Below are 16,406 nucleotides of genomic sequence, written 5' to 3'. Positions count from 1 at the left end.
CGCCGCTTACTGGCGGCGTCGCTCCCGGTTCCATCAGTGCTTGAGCACCGGGTCGGTCGAACCCGGTTCGGCAGGCTTGGCCACCAGGGGTTCCTTGACCGCTTCTTCCTCGGCCAGGGGCTCCGGCAGGCGCTCCAGCGCCAGTTCCAGCACCTTGTCGATCCAGCGCACCGGCACGATCTCGAGATGGTTCTTGACGTTGTCCGGGATCTCCGCCAAATCCTTGACGTTTTCTTCCGGAATCAAGACCGTCTTGATGCCGCCACGGTGAGCGGCCAGCAGCTTTTCCTTCAGGCCGCCGATGGGCAGGACCTCGCCGCGCAGCGTGATCTCGCCGGTCATGGCAACGTCGGCGCGCACCGGAATGCGCGACAAGGCCGACACCATGGCCGTGGTGATCGCGATACCCGCGGACGGACCGTCCTTGGGTGTCGCGCCTTCCGGCACGTGCACGTGCATATCGTGCTTCTCGAACACGCTGTCGGCAAAGCCCAGGCGGCGGGCGCGGGAACGCACTACCGTGCGGGCCGCCTCGACCGACTCCTTCATCACGTCGCCCAGCGAGCCGGTGCGTTGGATGACGCCCTTGCCGGGCATGTCCGCGACTTCGATCGTCAGCAGGTCGCCGCCGACTTCCGTCCAGGCCAGACCCGTCACCTGGCCGATCTGGTTTTCCTTTTCGGCCATGCCGAAGGCATAACGGCGCACGCCCAGGAATTCACTCAGGTTGTCGCCCGTGACGTTGACCGGCTTGACCTCGGCGGCCTTGCCTTCAGCCTTGGCGCGGTCGCTCTGGGTCAGCAACTGCTTGATGACCTTGCGGCAGATCTTGCCCACTTCGCGTTCGAGCGCACGCACACCGGCTTCACGGGTGTAGTAGCGCACGATGTCGCGCAGCGCGCTGTCGTCGACCGTGAGTTCGCTATCCTTCACGCCGTTGTTCTTCATCAGCTTGGGCAGCAGATGGTCGCGGGCGATGTGGATCTTCTCTTCCTCGGTGTAACCCGACAGACGGATCACTTCCATGCGGTCCAGCAGCGCCGGCGGAATATTCAGCGTGTTGCTGGTGGCCACGAACATGACGTCGGACAGGTCGAAGTCGACTTCGATGTAGTGGTCCTGGAACGTGTGGTTCTGTTCCGGATCCAGCACTTCGAGCAACGCCGACGAGGGGTCGCCGCGGAAATCCATGCCCAGCTTGTCGATTTCATCGAGCAGGAACAAGGGATTGCGCACGCCGACCTTCGACATGTTCTGGACGATCTTGCCAGGCATGGAGCCGATGTACGTGCGGCGGTGGCCGCGGATCTCGGCTTCGTCGCGCACGCCGCCCAGCGCCATGCGCACGAACTTGCGGTTCGTCGCCTTGGCGATGGATTGGCCGAGCGAGGTCTTGCCGACGCCCGGAGGGCCGACCAGGCACAGGATCGGCGCCTTCACCTTGTCCACGCGCTGTTGCACGGCAAGGTATTCCAGGATCCGTTCCTTGACCTTTTCCAGACCGTAGTGGTCGTTGTCCAGCACCGTTTCCGCGTTGCTGATGGAATTGTTGATCTTGCTCTTCTTCCTCCAGGGGAGGTTGATGAGCGTATCGATGTAGTTGCGCACCACGGTGGCTTCTGCCGACATGGGCGACATGAGCTTGAGCTTCTTGAGCTCGGCATCGGCCTTCTTGCGCGCCTCTTTGGGCATGTGGGCAGCGATGATCTTCTTTTCGAGCTCTTCGATGTCCGCGCCTTCCTCGCCCTCGCCCAACTCCTTCTGAATGGCCTTGACCTGCTCATTCAGGTAGTAGTCGCGCTGGCTCTTTTCCATCTGCTTCTTCACGCGGCCGCGAATCCGCTTTTCGACCTGGAGGATGTCGATTTCGGTTTCGAGTTGCGTGAGCAGGCCTTCGAGGCGCTCGGAGGTGCCGACGATCTCGAGCATCTTCTGCTTCTGCTCGAGCTTCAAGGGAAGATGCGCGGCGATCGTGTCGGCCAGGCGTCCGGCATCATCGATGCCAGCCAGCGAGGTCAGGATCTCCGGGGGGATCTTCTTGTTCAGTTTTACGTACTGCTCGAACTGCGCAACGATGGCGCGGCGCAGGGCTTCGGTTTCGGAGCCTTGCATGGCGTCCGGTTCGATCGGTGACACCTGGCAGGTGAAATGCGAATCGGCATCTTCGATGCTGTTGATGCGGGCGCGCTGGGTGCCCTCGACCAGCACCTTGACGGTGCCGTCGGGCAGCTTGAGCATCTGCAGGATGCCGGCTACGCAGCCGATCTCGTAGACGTCTTCGGGGGTGGGGTCATCCTTGCCGGCGGATTTCTGGGCCACCAGCATGATGCTCTTGCCCGCTTCCATCGCAACCTCGAGCGCGCGGATAGAGCGCGGGCGGCCGACGAACAGCGGGATGACCATGTGCGGAAACACCACGACATCGCGCAGTGGGAGCAGGGGCAGGTCGATCGGGTCGGAAGGCAGGGTCTGGCTGGCAGACATAGGAGGTTCCTCGGTATGACTCGGCGTATCGGGGACGGGAGGCCTGGGTATACCCGGACAATCCACGTCGGTTACGTCTGTTATGGGAACAATAGCCGAAAATTCAAGATCTCGGCGCCTGGATCCCCCAACGGCTTAAAAAAACCGCGGGCGGCACCCTCAGTATGCAAGCGTCGCGCCTGCAGGAAAAGCGTGTTTGCACCCGGGAATGCGCCTTAGGCAAAAAAACCCGTTACAGGAACGGGCTTTTCTGAAATATCAGGCTGCGGCGTCGCGGACTTCTCCGCGCTCTGGCTTGTCTGAAGCCGCGTCCTCGTCGGCGTAGATGAGCAATGGCTTGCCCTCGCCTTCGATCGCGTTCTCGTCCAGCACCACGCGCTTGACGTTGCCCTGGGAGGGCAGGTCATACATGGTATCCAGCAGGGCCTGCTCGATGATGGAGCGTAGACCGCGCGCGCCCGTCTTGCGGCGCAGCGCCTTGCGGGCGATCGCCTTCAGGGCGGCGGGACGCACGTCGAGCTCGGCGCCTTCCATGGCGAACAGCTTCTGGAACTGCTTGAGCAAGGCGTTCTTGGGCTCGGTAAGGATCTGCACCAGGGCCGCTTCGTCCAGTTCATCCAGGGTGGCGACCACCGGCAGACGGCCGACCAGCTCGGGGATCAGGCCGAACTTGATCAGGTCTTCGGGTTCGACTTCCGAGAACAGCTCGCCCACGCCGCGTTCCGACTTGGCGCGCACCGAGGCCGAAAAGCCGATGCCCGATTTCTCGGTGCGGTCGCGGATGACCTTTTCCAGTCCGTCGAAGGCGCCGCCCACGATGAACAGGATGTTGGTCGTGTCGACCTGGACGAAGTCCTGATTCGGGTGCTTGCGGCCGCCCTGCGGGGGCACCGAGGCGACAGTGCCTTCGATCAGCTTCAGCAAGGCCTGCTGCACGCCCTCGCCCGACACGTCGCGGGTGATGGACGGGTTGTCGGACTTGCGGGAGATCTTGTCGATTTCGTCGATGTAGATGATGGCGCGCTGCGCCTTCTCTACTTCGTAGTTGCAGTTCTGCAGCAACTTCTGAATGATGTTCTCGACGTCTTCACCCACGTAACCGGCTTCGGTCAGCGTGGTGGCGTCGGCCATGACGAAGGGCACGTTCAGCATGCGCGCCAGCGTCTGGGCCAGCAGCGTCTTGCCCGACCCGGTGGGGCCGATCAGCATGATGTTGCTCTTGGAGAGCTCGACCTCGTCGCCCTTGATCTCGCCGTGACGGATGCGCTTGTAATGGTTGTAGACGGCCACGGCCAGCATGCGCTTGGGCGAGTTCTGCCCAATGACGTACTGGTCGAGGAAGGTCTTGATTTCAGCCGGAGTGGGCAGTTCGGAACGAATCGCCGCGCGCGCGGTGGCTTGCGCCTCCTCGCGGATGATGTCGTTGCACAGATCTATGCATTCATCGCAGATGAATACCGACGGACCCGCGATCAGCTTGCGGACTTCATGCTGGCTTTTATTGCAAAACGAGCAATGCAGCACTTTTGCGTCTGCCGATCCCTTTTTTTCAGGCATATATGTTCGTATCTCAGGTAAAGATGCGCCAGGCCGGCTAAAGGCCTAGCGCATGCGCTTACTCAAACGTGGTGGCAGCGGGTTCGGGTCAACCGGGAAGTCAGCCTTCCGAGCGGGAGGTCATAACCTTGTCCACCAGTCCATACGATACCGCATCTTCGGCCGACATGAAGTTGTCACGCTCCGTGTCTATGCCGATGCGTTCCATGGTCTGGCCGGTATTGTCGGCCAGGATGCGGTTCAGGCGTTCACGCAGGTCCAGGATCTCGCGGGCCTGGATCTGGATGTCCGAGGCCTGCCCCTGGGCGCCGCCCGAGGGCTGGTGGATCATGATGCGCGAGTTGGGCAGCGTGAAGCGCTTGCCCTTCTTGCCTGCCGCCAGCAGGAACGCGCCCATGCTGGCCGCCAGGCCGGTGCAAAGGGTGGACACGTCCGGCTTGACGAATTGCATGGTGTCAAAGATGGCCATTCCCGCATACACCGACCCGCCGGGCGAGTTGATGTACAGGGAAATGTCCTTGTCAGGATTCTCCGATTCCAGGAACAGCAACTGCGCCACGACCAGGTTGGCCGTTGCGTCGTTGACCGGACCCACCAGGAAAATGAGCCGCTCGCGGAGCAGACGCGAATAGATGTCGTAGGCGCGTTCGCCGCGCCCCGACTGCTCGATCACCATGGGAATGTAGCCCAGGCCGGTGGGGGTCACCGAAGACCCGCCATTCATTGCCGCATAGAAATCGGTGAATCTCTGCATAGTGTTACGCCATCCCCATCAACTGATCGAAAGGCACCTTCTCTTCGGTGACCTTGGCCTTTTCAAGCACGTGCGCGACGACATTGTCTTCCAGCACGATAGCCTCGATTTCAGCACGACGCTGGCGGTCGGCCAGGTAATAGCTGACAACCTGTGCGGGTTGTTCGTAGTTCTCGGCGAACTCTTCGATACGCGCACGGACTTGTTCGGGCTTGGCTTGCAGCTGGGCTTGCTTGACCAGTTCCGACACCAGCAGGCCCAGGCGCACGCGGCGTTCGGACTCGGTGGCGAAGGCTTCGGCCGGGATCGGCACGGATTCGGCGTTGGGGATGCCACGCTGCTTCAGCTCTTCGCGGGCGGCGGCGACACGGCCTTGCACGTCGTTGTCGACCAGGGCCTTCGGCACGTCGAACTTGCCGGCTTCGACCAGGGCGTCCATGACGCTGGACTTGGTGCGGCCAGCCGAACGGACCTTGACTTCGCGCTCGATATTGCTGCGGATGTCGGCCTTCAGCTTTTCGACGTCGCCTTCGGCCTGGCCGAGGGACTTGGCGAATTCGCCGTTCAGCTCGGGCAGCACGCCTTCAGCCACTTCCTTGACGGTGATGGTGAATTCGGCGGTCTTGCCGGCAACTTCCTTGCCCTGATAGTCGTCGGGGAACTTGAGCGGGAAGACCTTGCTTTCGCCAGCCTTCAGGCCGCGGGCGGCTTCTTCGAATTCGGGCAGCATGCGGCCTTGGCCGAGCACGAACGGGAAGGCTTCGGCCTTGCCGCCTTCGAACGGCACGCCGTCGATGGTGCCGGCGAAGTCCAGCGTGACGCGGTCGCCATCTTGCGAGGCGCGGCCTTCACGGGCTTCGAACGTGGCGCGCTGCTTGCGCAGAACGTCCAGGGTCTGCTGCACTTCGGCGTCGGTGACGGCCGTTTCGTAGCGGGTGACGGCCAGGGCCGACAGGTCCGGCACGGCGACTTCGGGATAGACCTCGAACGTGGCGGTGAACGCCAGCGTGTCGTCGGCAACGCCTTCAGTCTTGGGCTCGAGGTTCGGGGCGCCGGCGACGCGCAGCTTGGCGCCATCGACAGCTTGTTCAAAGGCACGGCCAACTTGGCTATTGATCACGTCGTAGCGGATGCCGGGGCCATGGCTGCGCTCGAGCATGGCGAGCGGCGCCTTGCCCGGACGGAAGCCGGGGACCTTGGCGGTCCGGGCCACGCGCTTCAATTGCGCCTGGACTTCCTTTTCGACGTCGGCCACCGAGACGGCCAGATCAACACGGCGCTCCAGGCCGGAGAGGGTTTCAACCACAGGCTGCATTAAAAGACCTATTTTCCGAGAGATAAAGAGATGACGGGCGGATAAACGGCGCATTTTACCGGAAACTTCCGGCGCCCTGACGCAAAGGGGCGCGAGCACCCGGATAAGTCCGGATACTCGCGCCCCGTTTTCCACCCGGGACGGGAGAATTTACGCCAGCCAGTATGCCTTACTTGGCCTTGGCGATGCGTTCTTCGATGTGCTGCGCGCGCTTGGCCGAGGACGGGTGCGAGCTCATCATGTCGCTCTTGCCGCCGTCCAGTTCGGCCAGTTTCTGGAACGCGGTCACCAGGCCGCGGGTGTTCAGGCCCTTGGCCTGCAGCTGGTCGAACGAGTAATCGTCGGCGGCGCTTTCCTGCGACTGCGAGAACTGCGCGTTGATGAACTTCTCGGTCAGGTCGCCCAACTGCGAGGAGTTCAACGCGGCCACGGTGGCGCCGCCCGCGGCATTGGCTGCGTCGCGCGCGGCGGAAACGGTGTAGGCGGTCTGCATCGCCTTCTTGCTGTGGCCCAGCGCGACGTGGCCGATTTCGTGACCCACCACGCCCAGCACTTCGTCATCGGTCATCATGTCCATCAGGCCGCTGTAGACGCGGATGCAGCCGTTGGCCATGGCCCAGGCGTTGACGTCCTTGGTGACGTAGACCTTGTAGCTGGCCTTCTGGCCGTTGACCGTGCCGCCCAGTTGCTTGGCGATCTTCTGCAGACGGGCGTCGTACTTGCTGCCGGGAGCGGCGATCTTTTCCTGGGAATCGCTCTGCGCGCAAGCCTTGTCCGACAGGGTCTTGATCTCGGCATCGCTCAGCGTGGCAGCCTGAACGACCTTGCTGCCGGCGCCGACCAGGCCGCCGATGTCCAAAGCCTGGGAGGCAGAGAAAGGGGCGAGCGCAACGCTCAGGGCAGCGACGGTGTAGCGGATCTTCATGGGAACAAACTCCTCTTTACTGGCTCTATGCGAACGAGGCCGCAATTCTATATACGACCAATGCGCACCAAGCGTTTCGCCACACAGTTTCGCAAATGCCAGTTTTCCTTACATAAAACCCGAACAGAATTTGCGCAATCGTGCTAGCGGGTATTCCCTCGGACGAGGCCCCTCAAAGAAACTGATATCTGCGGCAACGCGGCGTTGATAGAATTGCGCCCGCCATTTTTCGCACACACCATAGGGCTCGCACCCAAATGATCTCCAACACCCCTCCCCGCCTGGGCCTGCTGCCCAGCCTGATCTTCAGCTCGCGCTGGCTGCAACTGCCCTTGTACCTGGGCCTGATCGTCGCGCAAGGCGTCTACGTCATGCTGTTCCTGAAGGAGCTGTGGCACCTGGTGACGCACGCCAGCAGCTTCGGCGAAATGGAGATCATGCTGCTGGTGCTGGGCCTGATCGACGTGGTAATGATCTCGAACCTGCTGGTCATGGTGATCGTGGGCGGCTACGAAACCTTTGTGTCGCGCCTGCGACTGCAAGGCCACCCGGACCAGCCGGAATGGCTCAGCCACGTGAACGCCAGCGTGCTCAAGGTCAAGCTGGCCATGGCCATCATCGGCATCTCCTCGATCCACCTGCTGCGCACGTTCATCGAGGCCGGCACGTTGGGCACGCCCAACGCGCGCTTCTCCGAGGCCGGCGTGATGTGGCAGACCATCATCCACGCCCTGTTCATCCTGTCGGCGCTGGGAATTGCGCTGGTGGACAAGCTGGCCACGCCGCCGGCCAACCACGCGAAGCACTGACGCCGGGAAGCGCCCCCGAGGCGCGCCCGCCCGGCAACAAAAAAAGCCCCCGCACATTGCGTGCGGGGGCTTTTTTCTGGGCGGAACGCCGGGCCGGCCCGGGGCGCTGCCCTGCGAAGGTCAGGCCGCTACCTTGATGTTCTTTGCGCTGGGTCCCTTGGGGCCGGTACCGACCTCAAAGGTGACGCGCTGGTTCTCCTGCAGCGACTTGTAGCCTTCGCTGCGGATTTCCGAGTAGTGAGCGAAAAGATCCTTGCTGCCATCATCGGGCATGATGAAACCATAACCCTTTTCGGCGTTGAACCACTTAACGATGCCGGTTGCCATGGAGTGTCCTTGAACCTAGAAAAAGCGATTGCTCGCGGGGCGCCAGATCATCAAGGATGGGAGAGGAAGCAACCGCAGTACCACTGACGGCGACAAGTGAAACGCAGACCGCGTCGCTTGAAAATCTCGCTAAACCCAGTGTATTGGCGAACCCCGAAAAACGTCAAACATCCGCAAATTCGAGAGCGCCTCCAAAGCGCCGCGGAAGCAAGCCTGGCGAGGGGTTGGGACCGCCAGACGGGCCTGGAATTTTCAACTTGGAACGTGCGGACACATGCGGATACCTGCCGCCCGGCAGGCGCCCGAAACCACCCGCCGCACGGCAGCCACCTATCCTGCGAACCCGCCGGAATCCAGAAATTCCTGCTCTGCCTGGGTGGTTTGCCGCCCCAGCGCGGCGTTGCGATGGGGAAAGCGCCCAAAGCGCTTGACAATGTCGCGATGCAGGACCGCCCAGCGCAGCGAGTCGGCGTCCAATGTCTCCATCAAAGCCACCGCGCGGTTTTGCGCGGCAAGGTTCTCCGCGTGCTCGAAGGGCAGGTAGAAAAACTGGCGCAGCTGCGGCTCCACTCCCAGGTCATGGCCGGCCGCAATGGCCCGGTCGGCGAAGTACTGGGCCAATGGGTCGGTGGCGAACATGTGCGCGGTATCCCGGTAGGCGTTGCGCGGGAACTGGTCCAACAGAACCATCAGCGCCAAGGCGCCGGTGGCGTCGTCCAGCCATGCATCCAGCTGCCGGGCCGCCGCAGCCATGTGGGCGGCCTCAAAACGGGTGCGGAAGGCTGCGTCGAAGTCCGCGCTCTTGCTGAACCATTGCTGCGGACCGGCATTGCGCCAGAACGCGACCACCTCGTGGGGCTGCGGAACGATCTGGGAGGCGGGGGAAGAAGTCATGAGCGCGCGTATCCTGAAGTCGAAAGCAAGGCCGACAATAACAGAGACGCGCACCGTATTAGGATCCATACACCGAATGGATGAATCGAGTGCGATTCGGAAACCTGAATAAAGCGATCTAGGGATTACCCTGAGATAACACAAGTGCAGCGATACTTTCCATATTTAGGAACGCTGCGGCAGAAAACAAAAAAGCCCCACGAGGGGGCTTCTATCGAAAACTCAGACCCTTACAGGACCTGGATCTTCGTAGCTTGCGGGCCCTTGGGGCCGTTGGCCGTCACAAAGCTGACGCGCTGGTTCTCTTCCAGAGACTTGAAGCCCGAGCCCTGAATTTCGGAGAAGTGAGCGAACAGATCCTTACCACCCGCTTCCGGAGTGATGAAGCCATAGCCCTTTTCCGAGTTGAACCACTTAACGACGCCGGTTTCCATACTGTATTTCCTAGAGATAATGGGCAAATGCCCGGAGGTCACGAATCAATCAAGGAGGGGACAGTAGAACAATAACGCTGAGCCGGAAAAGGCACGGCACTGAACGAAAATCGCAACGCTTGTGATCGTGTGCCGACACTATCGTTAGGTTCCCCTCACAAGTCAACATAATCCTAAAAAATGCGTGCCAATAATGCAACAAAGAGAAACTGCACGCGGATTCCACACATTTTCATAGGCAATAAGAAGTCCTGCATAGGTGTTTACACCCACGCATCATAAAAAAACAATCTAGGCTTATATAAATGCCGCCTGCCCGCGTACGAGGATTTCTTCATACGCCGTTCGGGCTAGCACTTTGGTTTGCCGCCAGGCTTACTCGTCGATAGGTAAACCCAGCAGATCGAGCGCCGCGCCGAAAGCATCGGGGCCCGAGCAAAGGAAAACCGCCACGTCGCCGGGATTCATATTCTCCAGGACTTGGTCGATCTGTTCTTGCGCATTATCAACATTGTCGACACTAGAGGCGTGTATGTCAGCCCCTGCTTCGACTTTTTCACGCGGCACGATGTCTGCGATCGCATTGAGATCCGTCACGCCTTCCAGGACGTAGACGCTGATGCTCTCGCCATCCAGCGTGGTGTGCAGCTCGACGCCGCCCGCTACGTCGGCGACTTGCCGACTTACTATTTCCATGATCACTCTTCCTTGACTTGCGGGCGTTGCCCGCCTGGGCACGCACCTTGCAGGTGCACTCGCACGCCCAGGCGCGACTATAACAGCCTTGGGCTAATGCTTCTTGACAGTAGGACCAAGCGACTGCCGCGCGGCGCCGGAAGTGGCGGCGACGGAACGGGTCCGCACCCCGGCGTCGGCCAGGACCCGGACCAGCGGCTTCTGCGCCGTCAGGAAGCGGTCCTTCTCCTCGCCGGCGAGCTTGCAGACGAACATCTGGGCCAGCAGCTGCGTGCGGCGGGCCTTGCGGTTGCCGGCCTCCTGGGCGAGCCAGTCGCCGACCCACGCCGCCGCCGCATCCGCATCGCCCTGCAGCTTGATATGGCCAAGCAGATCGAACACGGTCACGCCTTCGATGCGGCCGTCCTCGCTGCGCGTGAGAAAGAGCTTGGCGGCCTGGCCCGTGTAGCCTGGGATCAGCGCGAGGCAATCGCGTTCTGCGGGTTTCTTCATGGAATCTGCATGTATCGGTTATCGAGAACCCTGGACTGTAACCCGGCTGCAGCGCCTGTCGCTTCGCGGCAATCGATCTCTGCTATCGTCGGCTTGTCTTTTACCCCAACGAATGGTGGACAACATGCAACGCGATTTCGACTTGGTCGTCACTATCCTGGGCGCCCTGCGCGACGCCCCCGGCCCCAACCTGAGCACGCACGACATCAAGAACGTGGCCCTGGCGCCGCATCCCGAAGAGCAAGGGCTGCAGCTGATTGCGCATCACCTCGACCTGCTGGAAGACGCGGGCCTGGTCAAGCAGATCAGCGAAACGGCTGCCACCGCGGGCGCGACGCGCTGGCGCATCACCTGGAAGGGCTACGACGCCCTGGAACAGGATGAAGACGACGAAGACGAGGATTTCGACGCCGAAGAATAAGGCGCGCAGCGCTCAGCGGCGCAAGAGTATGCGCCGCGTGAGCAGCGACGCGGCGGCGCCGATCACCAGGCTGAACATGAAGGCGGCGATCGACAGCATCGCCGACAGCTCGCTGAAGCCGCCGTGGCGGGAAAGCAGGAACACCGCCACGCCCACCGCAACGGCCAGCGCGGCAACCCCCAGCAGGACCCGCTTGACGGAACCCAGGCGGCCGCACAGCGACCCGCCTGCCAGCGCCGCCGCCACCATCGCGGCCATGGACCAGAACAGGTATTCGTACTGCATGCGGACGGTCTCCCCCGAAGGTATTGAGGCGCAGGCATTATAGGCGTCCGCCTGCACGATCCGCCGCGCGCTAGGCGACGGCGACCACGCTGATCTCCACCAGGGCACCGTAGTGCAGTTCGCGGGTGGGCACAATGGCCCGCGCGGGCCGATGATCGCCGAAGCCCTCCTCGTAGACCCGGTTGACCTCGTCCCAGAGCGCCACGTCCGGGATGTACACCGTCACGCTGGCGACCGCGGCAAGCGAGGCGCCGGCCGCTTCCAGGATGGCGCGAACACTGCGCAGCGCTTCCCGGGTCTGGGCCGCGGCGCCGTCGGCCAGCGCCGGCCGCGCGCCGGGCGCAGCAGGCGGCAGAAAGCCCAACTGCCCAGAGACGAAGATGAAACCGTTGGCGCGGACCGCCTGCGAATAGTGGCCGGCGGGCGGCGTGGCCTGATGCGTGTGGATGAGATCCATGCATGCCTCCTCGTGAAAGGCGGCTTACCAGCCGCGAAAGCGTTCCCAATGCGCCACTACGCCGGACGAATCCGGACGCACGACCTCGTAGGCATCGTGCTGGGCGCAGGTGGCGCAGGCGTGATTGGGCACGATGCGCAGCTTCGCTCCCAGCGGCAGATCGGGCAGGGCCGCGCCGCTGCCTGGACGCACCTTGATGATGCCCTGCTCCTGGTTGGTCTCGGCCAGCAGCAGGTCGGGATAGACCGTGCCGTTCGCATCGCACACCAGGCCGTACAGTTGATCAACCCGCTGTTTGGCGGTACCCCGGTCGCGCGACATGGCCATCCATCCGGCATCCACCAGGATCCAGCCCTTGTCGGGCTGATGGCCGATCACGGTCGTCAACACGGTGGCGGCGATGTCATCGACCGAACACACGCCCAGCCCGGCCATCACCAGATCGAAGAACACATAAACGCCCGCGCGGACTTCGGTCACGCCGTCGAGCTTGCGGGCGAAATGCGCGGTGGGGGTGGATCCCACGCTGACCACCGGACATGGCAGCCCTGCCTGGCGGATCGCCTCGGCGCAACTCACGGCCGCCACGCGCTCCTGCTCCGCCATGTCGGCAATGGCGTCGACGCTATCGCAGCCGTATGACTCGCCGGCGTGCGTCATGACGCCGCGCAGGCATGCGCCGTCCTCATGCAGGACGCGCGCAATCGCCAGCAACTGGGCCGTGTTGCCCGGCTGCACCCCGGCACGATGGCCGTCGCAGTCGATCTCGATCAGCGCCGGGATGGCGTCGCCCGCCTCCCGCGCCCGCTGGGCGACGGCGCGCGCCGCTTCCAGGCTGTCCACCACCACGGTGAGGTCCACGCCGCGGCGGCGCAGCGCCAGCACCCGGTCCAGCTTTGCCGGCGACACGCCCACGGCGTACAGCAGGTCGGTGACGCCGGCGGCGGCGAACTGTTCGGCCTCCTGCAGCGTGGACACGGCGGCCGGGCCCTGGGGTGTGGACATGAGCCGGCGCGCCACGTCGATCGATTTGGGCGTCTTCAGGTGCGGACGCAGCTGCACCCCGTGCCCGGCCATCAGCGCGTTCAGACGCTCGATGTTGCGCATCATGCGCGTCTCATCGAGCAGCAGGCATGGGGTATCCAGGGTTTCGAGGGAAGAAGGCGTGGCGTTCTGGTTCATGGCGCTCTCGGCAGGGCGTATCGGAATGACTGAAGTATGGCGCGGCGGCGGTTCCGCGTGTTTAATCTGGACTTAATCATCCATTAATCCGTGCCTGCATGATTACGACCGAAGACCTGCGTTTTTTCCTGACCCTGGCAGTCACCCGCTCGCTGGCAGAAGCGGCGCGCGCGCTGGATGTCACGCCGCCCGCCGTCACTCAAAGGCTGCACACGCTGGAAAAACGGCTGGGCGTCAGGCTGGTCAACCGCTCCGGACGCGGCACCGCGCTGACCGACGAAGGCAGGCTGCTGGCGTTGCGGGCGGAACAGATCTGCGGCGAACTGGGCGACTTGGCCGACGAACTGGCGGGCCGCCGGGGCGTGGTGGCAGGCCATCTGCGCGTGGTCGCGCCGCTGGGATTCGGGCAGCGCTACATCGCCGGGCTGGTCGCGGAGTTCCGCGGCCAGAGCGCGGACGTGACCGCCAGCCTGACGCTGTCCGACGGGCCGCCGCGGCTGGCTTCCGACGACTGGGATGTAATGGTGCATATCGGCGAACTGCGCGATTCGACGCTGGTCGCCTACCCGCTGGCGCCCAACCGCCGGATCCTGTGCGCGGCGCCCTCCTACCTGGCGCGCCGCGGCGCCCCTGTCAAGCCCGAGGATCTGCGCGGACACGACTGCATCGCGCTGCGCGAGAACGATGAAGACGTGACCTTGTGGCGCTTCAAGCATGGGCGCGGCCCAGCCGTTGGGGTGCGCGTGGCGCCGGTGCTGTCCAGCAATGCGGGGGAAACTGCCGTGGAGTGGGCCCTGGCCGGGCACGGCATCATCGTGCGCTCGGAGTGGGATGTCGCGGCGCATCTGCAGGCGCGCGCGCTGGTGCCGCTGCTGCCCGGCTGGACCCTGCCGTCGGCCGACGTGGTGGCCCTGGTCAAATCGCGCCAGGAGCTGCCCGCGCGGACGGCGGGCTTCCTGGCGCATTTGCGCACCGCCTTTGCAACGGCGCCCTGGCGCGGCTAGTCCAGCATGGCCTCGGCCTCGATCTCGATCAGCCATTCCGGCAATGACAGGCCGCTGACGATGATCCACGACGAGGGCGGGGGATCCTTCTTGAAACGGTCGCGCAGCGCCTGCGCGATGACTTCCTGGTCCTCCCTGGCCGTTTCGCAGATGTAGATGCGCAGCATGATCACCTGCTCCAAGGTGCCGCCGGCCGCAGCCAGCACGCGCTCGACATTGTCCAACGCGGCTTCGGTCTGCTCCTGCAGGCCCGGCCCCGCCGTACGCTCGTTGATGTCGACCCCGACCTGGCCGGACAGCAGCATGCGGCGCTGCCCGGTGACGATGACGGCCTGGCTGAATCCGTATTGGACGGTATTGAACACGGTGTCGGGATTGACGACGGTTCTGGACATGCGGTTCTCCTTGCGGCGCGCCTGAGCGGGCGCCGGACTACCCATTCTATCGGCCGGCCGGGTCAGGCGTCGGCGCGACCGGCCGCGGCACTGCGTCCCACCGGTATGGCGGCCAGCAACACGATCGCGCCCGCCCCCACCGCCGTCCAGAATCCCGCACCCACGCCGTAGTGGTCGACCACCCAGCCCGCCAGCGCCGCGCCCGCCGCGACGCCAGCCCCCAGGCCGGTCACCAGCCAGGTCAGCCCTTCCGTCAGGCGATGGCCAGGCACGCTGCTTTCCACCAGCGCCATCGCGATGATCATGGTCGGAGCGAACGACAGGCCGGCCAGCAGCACGCCCAGCACCAGGGTAAGCAGATCGTTCACCAGCAGCAGCGGAACCGTGGTGAACGCCGTGACCGCCGCCGCGACCACCAGCAGGCGGGCCAGCGGCATCTGGAACTTCAGTACGCCAAACACCAGACCGGCCACGCAGGAGCCCAGGGCATACGCGGACAGCACCAGGCTGGCTCCGGCCGGCATGCCTTGCTGCCGGGCAAAGGCGACGCTCAGGACGTCGATGGTGCCGACGATGACGCCCATGGCGGCCATCATCGCCAGCAGGGAGGGCATCGGCGGCATGCGCAACACCGAGGCCTGACGCCCTTCCTGCTTGAACCGCACGGCGGGCGCCGTGGCCCGCTGCAGCACGAAGGCGGTGACGCCCACCGCGAGCAGCAGCGCCGCGAACAGCGGACCGGCCTGCGGAAAGAACAGCGCGCTCAGCCCCACGGCCAGCGGCGGGCCTACGATGAAGCTCAGCTCGTCGGCTACGGACTCCAGCGCGTAGGCGGTGCGCAACTGCGGCTGGTCCCTGAAGATCTCGGTCCAGCGCGCGCGTATCATCGCCGGCATGCTGGGCAAGGCGCCCGCCAGCGCGGCGAAGAAAAACAGGGTCCACTCGGGCGCATTCCATTGCACGCAGACTGCCAGGCCGACCAGCCCCGCGACGCACAAGCCCGCGGCCACGGGCAGCACCCTGCCCTGGCCATGGCGGTCCACCAGGCGGGAAATCCGCGGCGCCAGCAAGGCCGTGGCCAGCGCAAACGTGGCCGCGACGGCGCCTGCCAGTGCATAGGACCCACGCACCTCGGACAACATGGTGATGATGCCGATGCCGATCATCGGCAATGGCAGGCGGGCGATGGCGCCGGCCAGGACAAAACCCAATGCGCCGGGCGCCTGGAACAACTCGCGATACGGATTCGACACCGGAAGCCTTTGATTGCTGTGGACAGCGGCATCGTATTCACATACGATGCGTATGTCAACTTACATACACGTCGTATGTCTTTGGAGAGGAGCATGACGCGTTCCCGCGCCGAGATGATCGAAGCCACCCGCGCGAAACTGCTGGCCACGGCCCGGCAAGCCTTCCGTGAAGCCGGCTATGCGGCCACCTCCATGGACGATTTCACCGCGGCGGCAGGACTGACGCGGGGCGCCCTGTACCACCACTTCGGCGACAAGAAAGGCCTGCTCGCCGCAGTGGTCGAACAGATTGACGGCGAAATGGACCAACGCCTGGCCGCGATCGCCACGCAGGCGCCCGATGCCTGGGCCGCCTTGCATGGGCGCTGCCGCGCCTATCTGGAGATGGCGGCCGAACCCGAGATCCGGCGCATCGTGCTGCAAGATGCACGGGCCGTGCTGGGCGCGGTGACGGACGGTTCGCAGCAACACTGCATTGCTTCGCTCGCCGCGCTATTGCAGACGATGATGGATCAGGATCTCATCGAAGCCGCCGCGCCGCAGGCGCTGGCTCGGCTGATCAACGGCAGCCTGGTCGAAAGCGCCTTCTGGATCGCGCAGGACGCCGGGGACGGCCCGCGCCTGGCGCAGGCCTTGCAGGCGCTGGACCTGCTGCTGCGCGGATTGCTCAAGCACTGATTGCCGCCGCGGCAAGGGCCGCGGCGCTCGCACACAGCGTTTGC

At 63.9% G+C, this 16,406-nt stretch carries 19 protein-coding genes; 4 read left to right on the top strand and 15 right to left on the bottom strand.

What is annotated here, in order from left to right; translation table 11 throughout:
* Positions 1–33: 33 nt before the first annotated feature.
* From lon to N5C88_RS16890, 5 genes are all read right to left on the bottom strand, one after another.
* Positions 34–2,484 carry an endopeptidase La gene (lon, locus tag N5C88_RS16910; RefSeq protein ID WP_059373563.1) on the bottom strand — a complete coding sequence of 817 codons (2,451 nt, stop codon included), beginning with the start codon at positions 2,482–2,484 and terminating at the stop codon, positions 34–36.
* A 258-nt stretch (positions 2,485–2,742) separates the two neighbouring features.
* Complete coding sequence (gene clpX / locus N5C88_RS16905) at positions 2,743–4,041, bottom strand: ATP-dependent Clp protease ATP-binding subunit ClpX (protein WP_054456097.1); 1,299 nt, start codon at positions 4,039–4,041, stop codon at positions 2,743–2,745.
* A gap of 100 nt (positions 4,042–4,141) precedes the next feature.
* Complete coding sequence (gene clpP, locus N5C88_RS16900) at positions 4,142–4,795, bottom strand: ATP-dependent Clp endopeptidase proteolytic subunit ClpP (protein WP_054456095.1); 654 nt, start codon at positions 4,793–4,795, stop codon at positions 4,142–4,144.
* A 4-nt stretch (positions 4,796–4,799) separates the two neighbouring features.
* Complete coding sequence (gene tig, locus N5C88_RS16895; RefSeq protein ID WP_059373566.1) at positions 4,800–6,110, bottom strand: trigger factor; 1,311 nt, start codon at positions 6,108–6,110, stop codon at positions 4,800–4,802.
* A gap of 169 nt (positions 6,111–6,279) precedes the next feature.
* Entirely contained in the window at positions 6,280–7,035 is a 756-nt protein-coding gene (locus N5C88_RS16890) for a M48 family metalloprotease (protein WP_059373567.1), read from the bottom strand.
* A 257-nt stretch (positions 7,036–7,292) separates the two neighbouring features.
* Here N5C88_RS16890 and N5C88_RS16885 point away from each other — a divergent pair, with 257 nt between their 5' ends.
* On the top strand, positions 7,293–7,844 hold the full coding sequence (locus tag N5C88_RS16885; RefSeq protein ID WP_059373569.1) for a TIGR00645 family protein: 552 nt from the start codon (positions 7,293–7,295) through the stop codon (positions 7,842–7,844).
* A 120-nt stretch (positions 7,845–7,964) separates the two neighbouring features.
* Here N5C88_RS16885 and N5C88_RS16880 read toward each other — a convergent pair whose 3' ends face one another.
* From N5C88_RS16880 to N5C88_RS16860, 5 genes are all read right to left on the bottom strand, one after another.
* Entirely contained in the window at positions 7,965–8,171 is a 207-nt protein-coding gene (locus tag N5C88_RS16880) for a cold-shock protein (RefSeq protein WP_006225311.1), read from the bottom strand.
* A 330-nt stretch (positions 8,172–8,501) separates the two neighbouring features.
* Positions 8,502–9,065: a DUF924 family protein gene (locus N5C88_RS16875; protein WP_059373571.1), complete on the bottom strand. Its 564-nt coding sequence runs from the start codon at positions 9,063–9,065 to the stop codon at positions 8,502–8,504.
* A 230-nt stretch (positions 9,066–9,295) separates the two neighbouring features.
* A complete protein-coding gene (locus N5C88_RS16870; protein WP_006220190.1) occupies positions 9,296–9,499 on the bottom strand; it encodes a cold-shock protein in 204 nt (67 codons plus the stop codon).
* Between the two features lie 375 nt (positions 9,500–9,874).
* A complete protein-coding gene (locus N5C88_RS16865) occupies positions 9,875–10,195 on the bottom strand; it encodes a hypothetical protein (protein WP_059373572.1) in 321 nt (106 codons plus the stop codon).
* A gap of 93 nt (positions 10,196–10,288) precedes the next feature.
* Positions 10,289–10,687 carry a hypothetical protein gene (locus N5C88_RS16860; RefSeq protein ID WP_251881612.1) on the bottom strand — a complete coding sequence of 133 codons (399 nt, stop codon included), beginning with the start codon at positions 10,685–10,687 and terminating at the stop codon, positions 10,289–10,291.
* Positions 10,688–10,811: 124 nt separating this feature from the next.
* Here N5C88_RS16860 and N5C88_RS16855 point away from each other — a divergent pair, with 124 nt between their 5' ends.
* The gene (locus N5C88_RS16855; RefSeq protein WP_059373680.1) at positions 10,812–11,108 is read left to right on the top strand and encodes a DUF2513 domain-containing protein; all 297 of its coding nucleotides are present in this window, start codon (positions 10,812–10,814) and stop codon (positions 11,106–11,108) included.
* A gap of 12 nt (positions 11,109–11,120) precedes the next feature.
* Here the strand turns inward: N5C88_RS16855 and N5C88_RS16850 are convergent, their stop codons facing one another.
* The 3 genes from N5C88_RS16850 to N5C88_RS16840 form a co-directional block, all read right to left on the bottom strand.
* Positions 11,121–11,393 carry a hypothetical protein gene (locus tag N5C88_RS16850; protein WP_059373576.1) on the bottom strand — a complete coding sequence of 91 codons (273 nt, stop codon included), beginning with the start codon at positions 11,391–11,393 and terminating at the stop codon, positions 11,121–11,123.
* Between the two features lie 70 nt (positions 11,394–11,463).
* Positions 11,464–11,850 (bottom strand): Rid family hydrolase, encoded by a 387-nt coding sequence (locus N5C88_RS16845; RefSeq protein WP_059373578.1) that lies wholly within the window; start codon positions 11,848–11,850, stop codon positions 11,464–11,466.
* Between the two features lie 24 nt (positions 11,851–11,874).
* Positions 11,875–13,032, bottom strand: coding sequence for a DSD1 family PLP-dependent enzyme (locus N5C88_RS16840; RefSeq protein ID WP_118932694.1), 1,158 nt, complete (start codon positions 13,030–13,032; stop codon positions 11,875–11,877).
* A gap of 98 nt (positions 13,033–13,130) precedes the next feature.
* Here N5C88_RS16840 and N5C88_RS16835 point away from each other — a divergent pair, with 98 nt between their 5' ends.
* Complete coding sequence (locus N5C88_RS16835; RefSeq protein WP_059373583.1) at positions 13,131–14,036, top strand: LysR family transcriptional regulator; 906 nt, start codon at positions 13,131–13,133, stop codon at positions 14,034–14,036.
* On the opposite strand, the gene N5C88_RS16830 is transcribed toward N5C88_RS16835, so the two are convergent.
* Both N5C88_RS16830 and N5C88_RS16825 read right to left on the bottom strand, forming a co-directional pair.
* Complete coding sequence (locus N5C88_RS16830; RefSeq protein WP_059373586.1) at positions 14,033–14,431, bottom strand: RidA family protein; 399 nt, start codon at positions 14,429–14,431, stop codon at positions 14,033–14,035. The two genes, N5C88_RS16835 and N5C88_RS16830, sit on opposite strands and share 4 nt — an antisense overlap.
* A gap of 62 nt (positions 14,432–14,493) precedes the next feature.
* Positions 14,494–15,684, bottom strand: a complete 1,191-nt coding sequence (locus N5C88_RS16825; protein WP_280015827.1) for an MFS transporter — start codon at positions 15,682–15,684, stop codon at positions 14,494–14,496.
* 93 nt (positions 15,685–15,777) lie between these two features.
* On the opposite strand from N5C88_RS16825, the gene N5C88_RS16820 reads away from it, so the two are divergent.
* A complete protein-coding gene (locus N5C88_RS16820; protein WP_059373591.1) occupies positions 15,778–16,362 on the top strand; it encodes a TetR/AcrR family transcriptional regulator in 585 nt (194 codons plus the stop codon).
* The last annotated feature ends 44 nt before the right edge of the window (positions 16,363–16,406 follow it).

The sequence above is a fragment of the Achromobacter sp. GD03932 genome, from assembly GCF_029839485.1.
Lineage (GTDB): Bacteria > Pseudomonadota > Gammaproteobacteria > Burkholderiales > Burkholderiaceae_B > Achromobacter > Achromobacter bronchisepticus_A.
The sequence above is the reverse complement of the archived record's forward strand: the minus strand, read 5'-3'. Positions and strand labels throughout refer to the sequence as shown.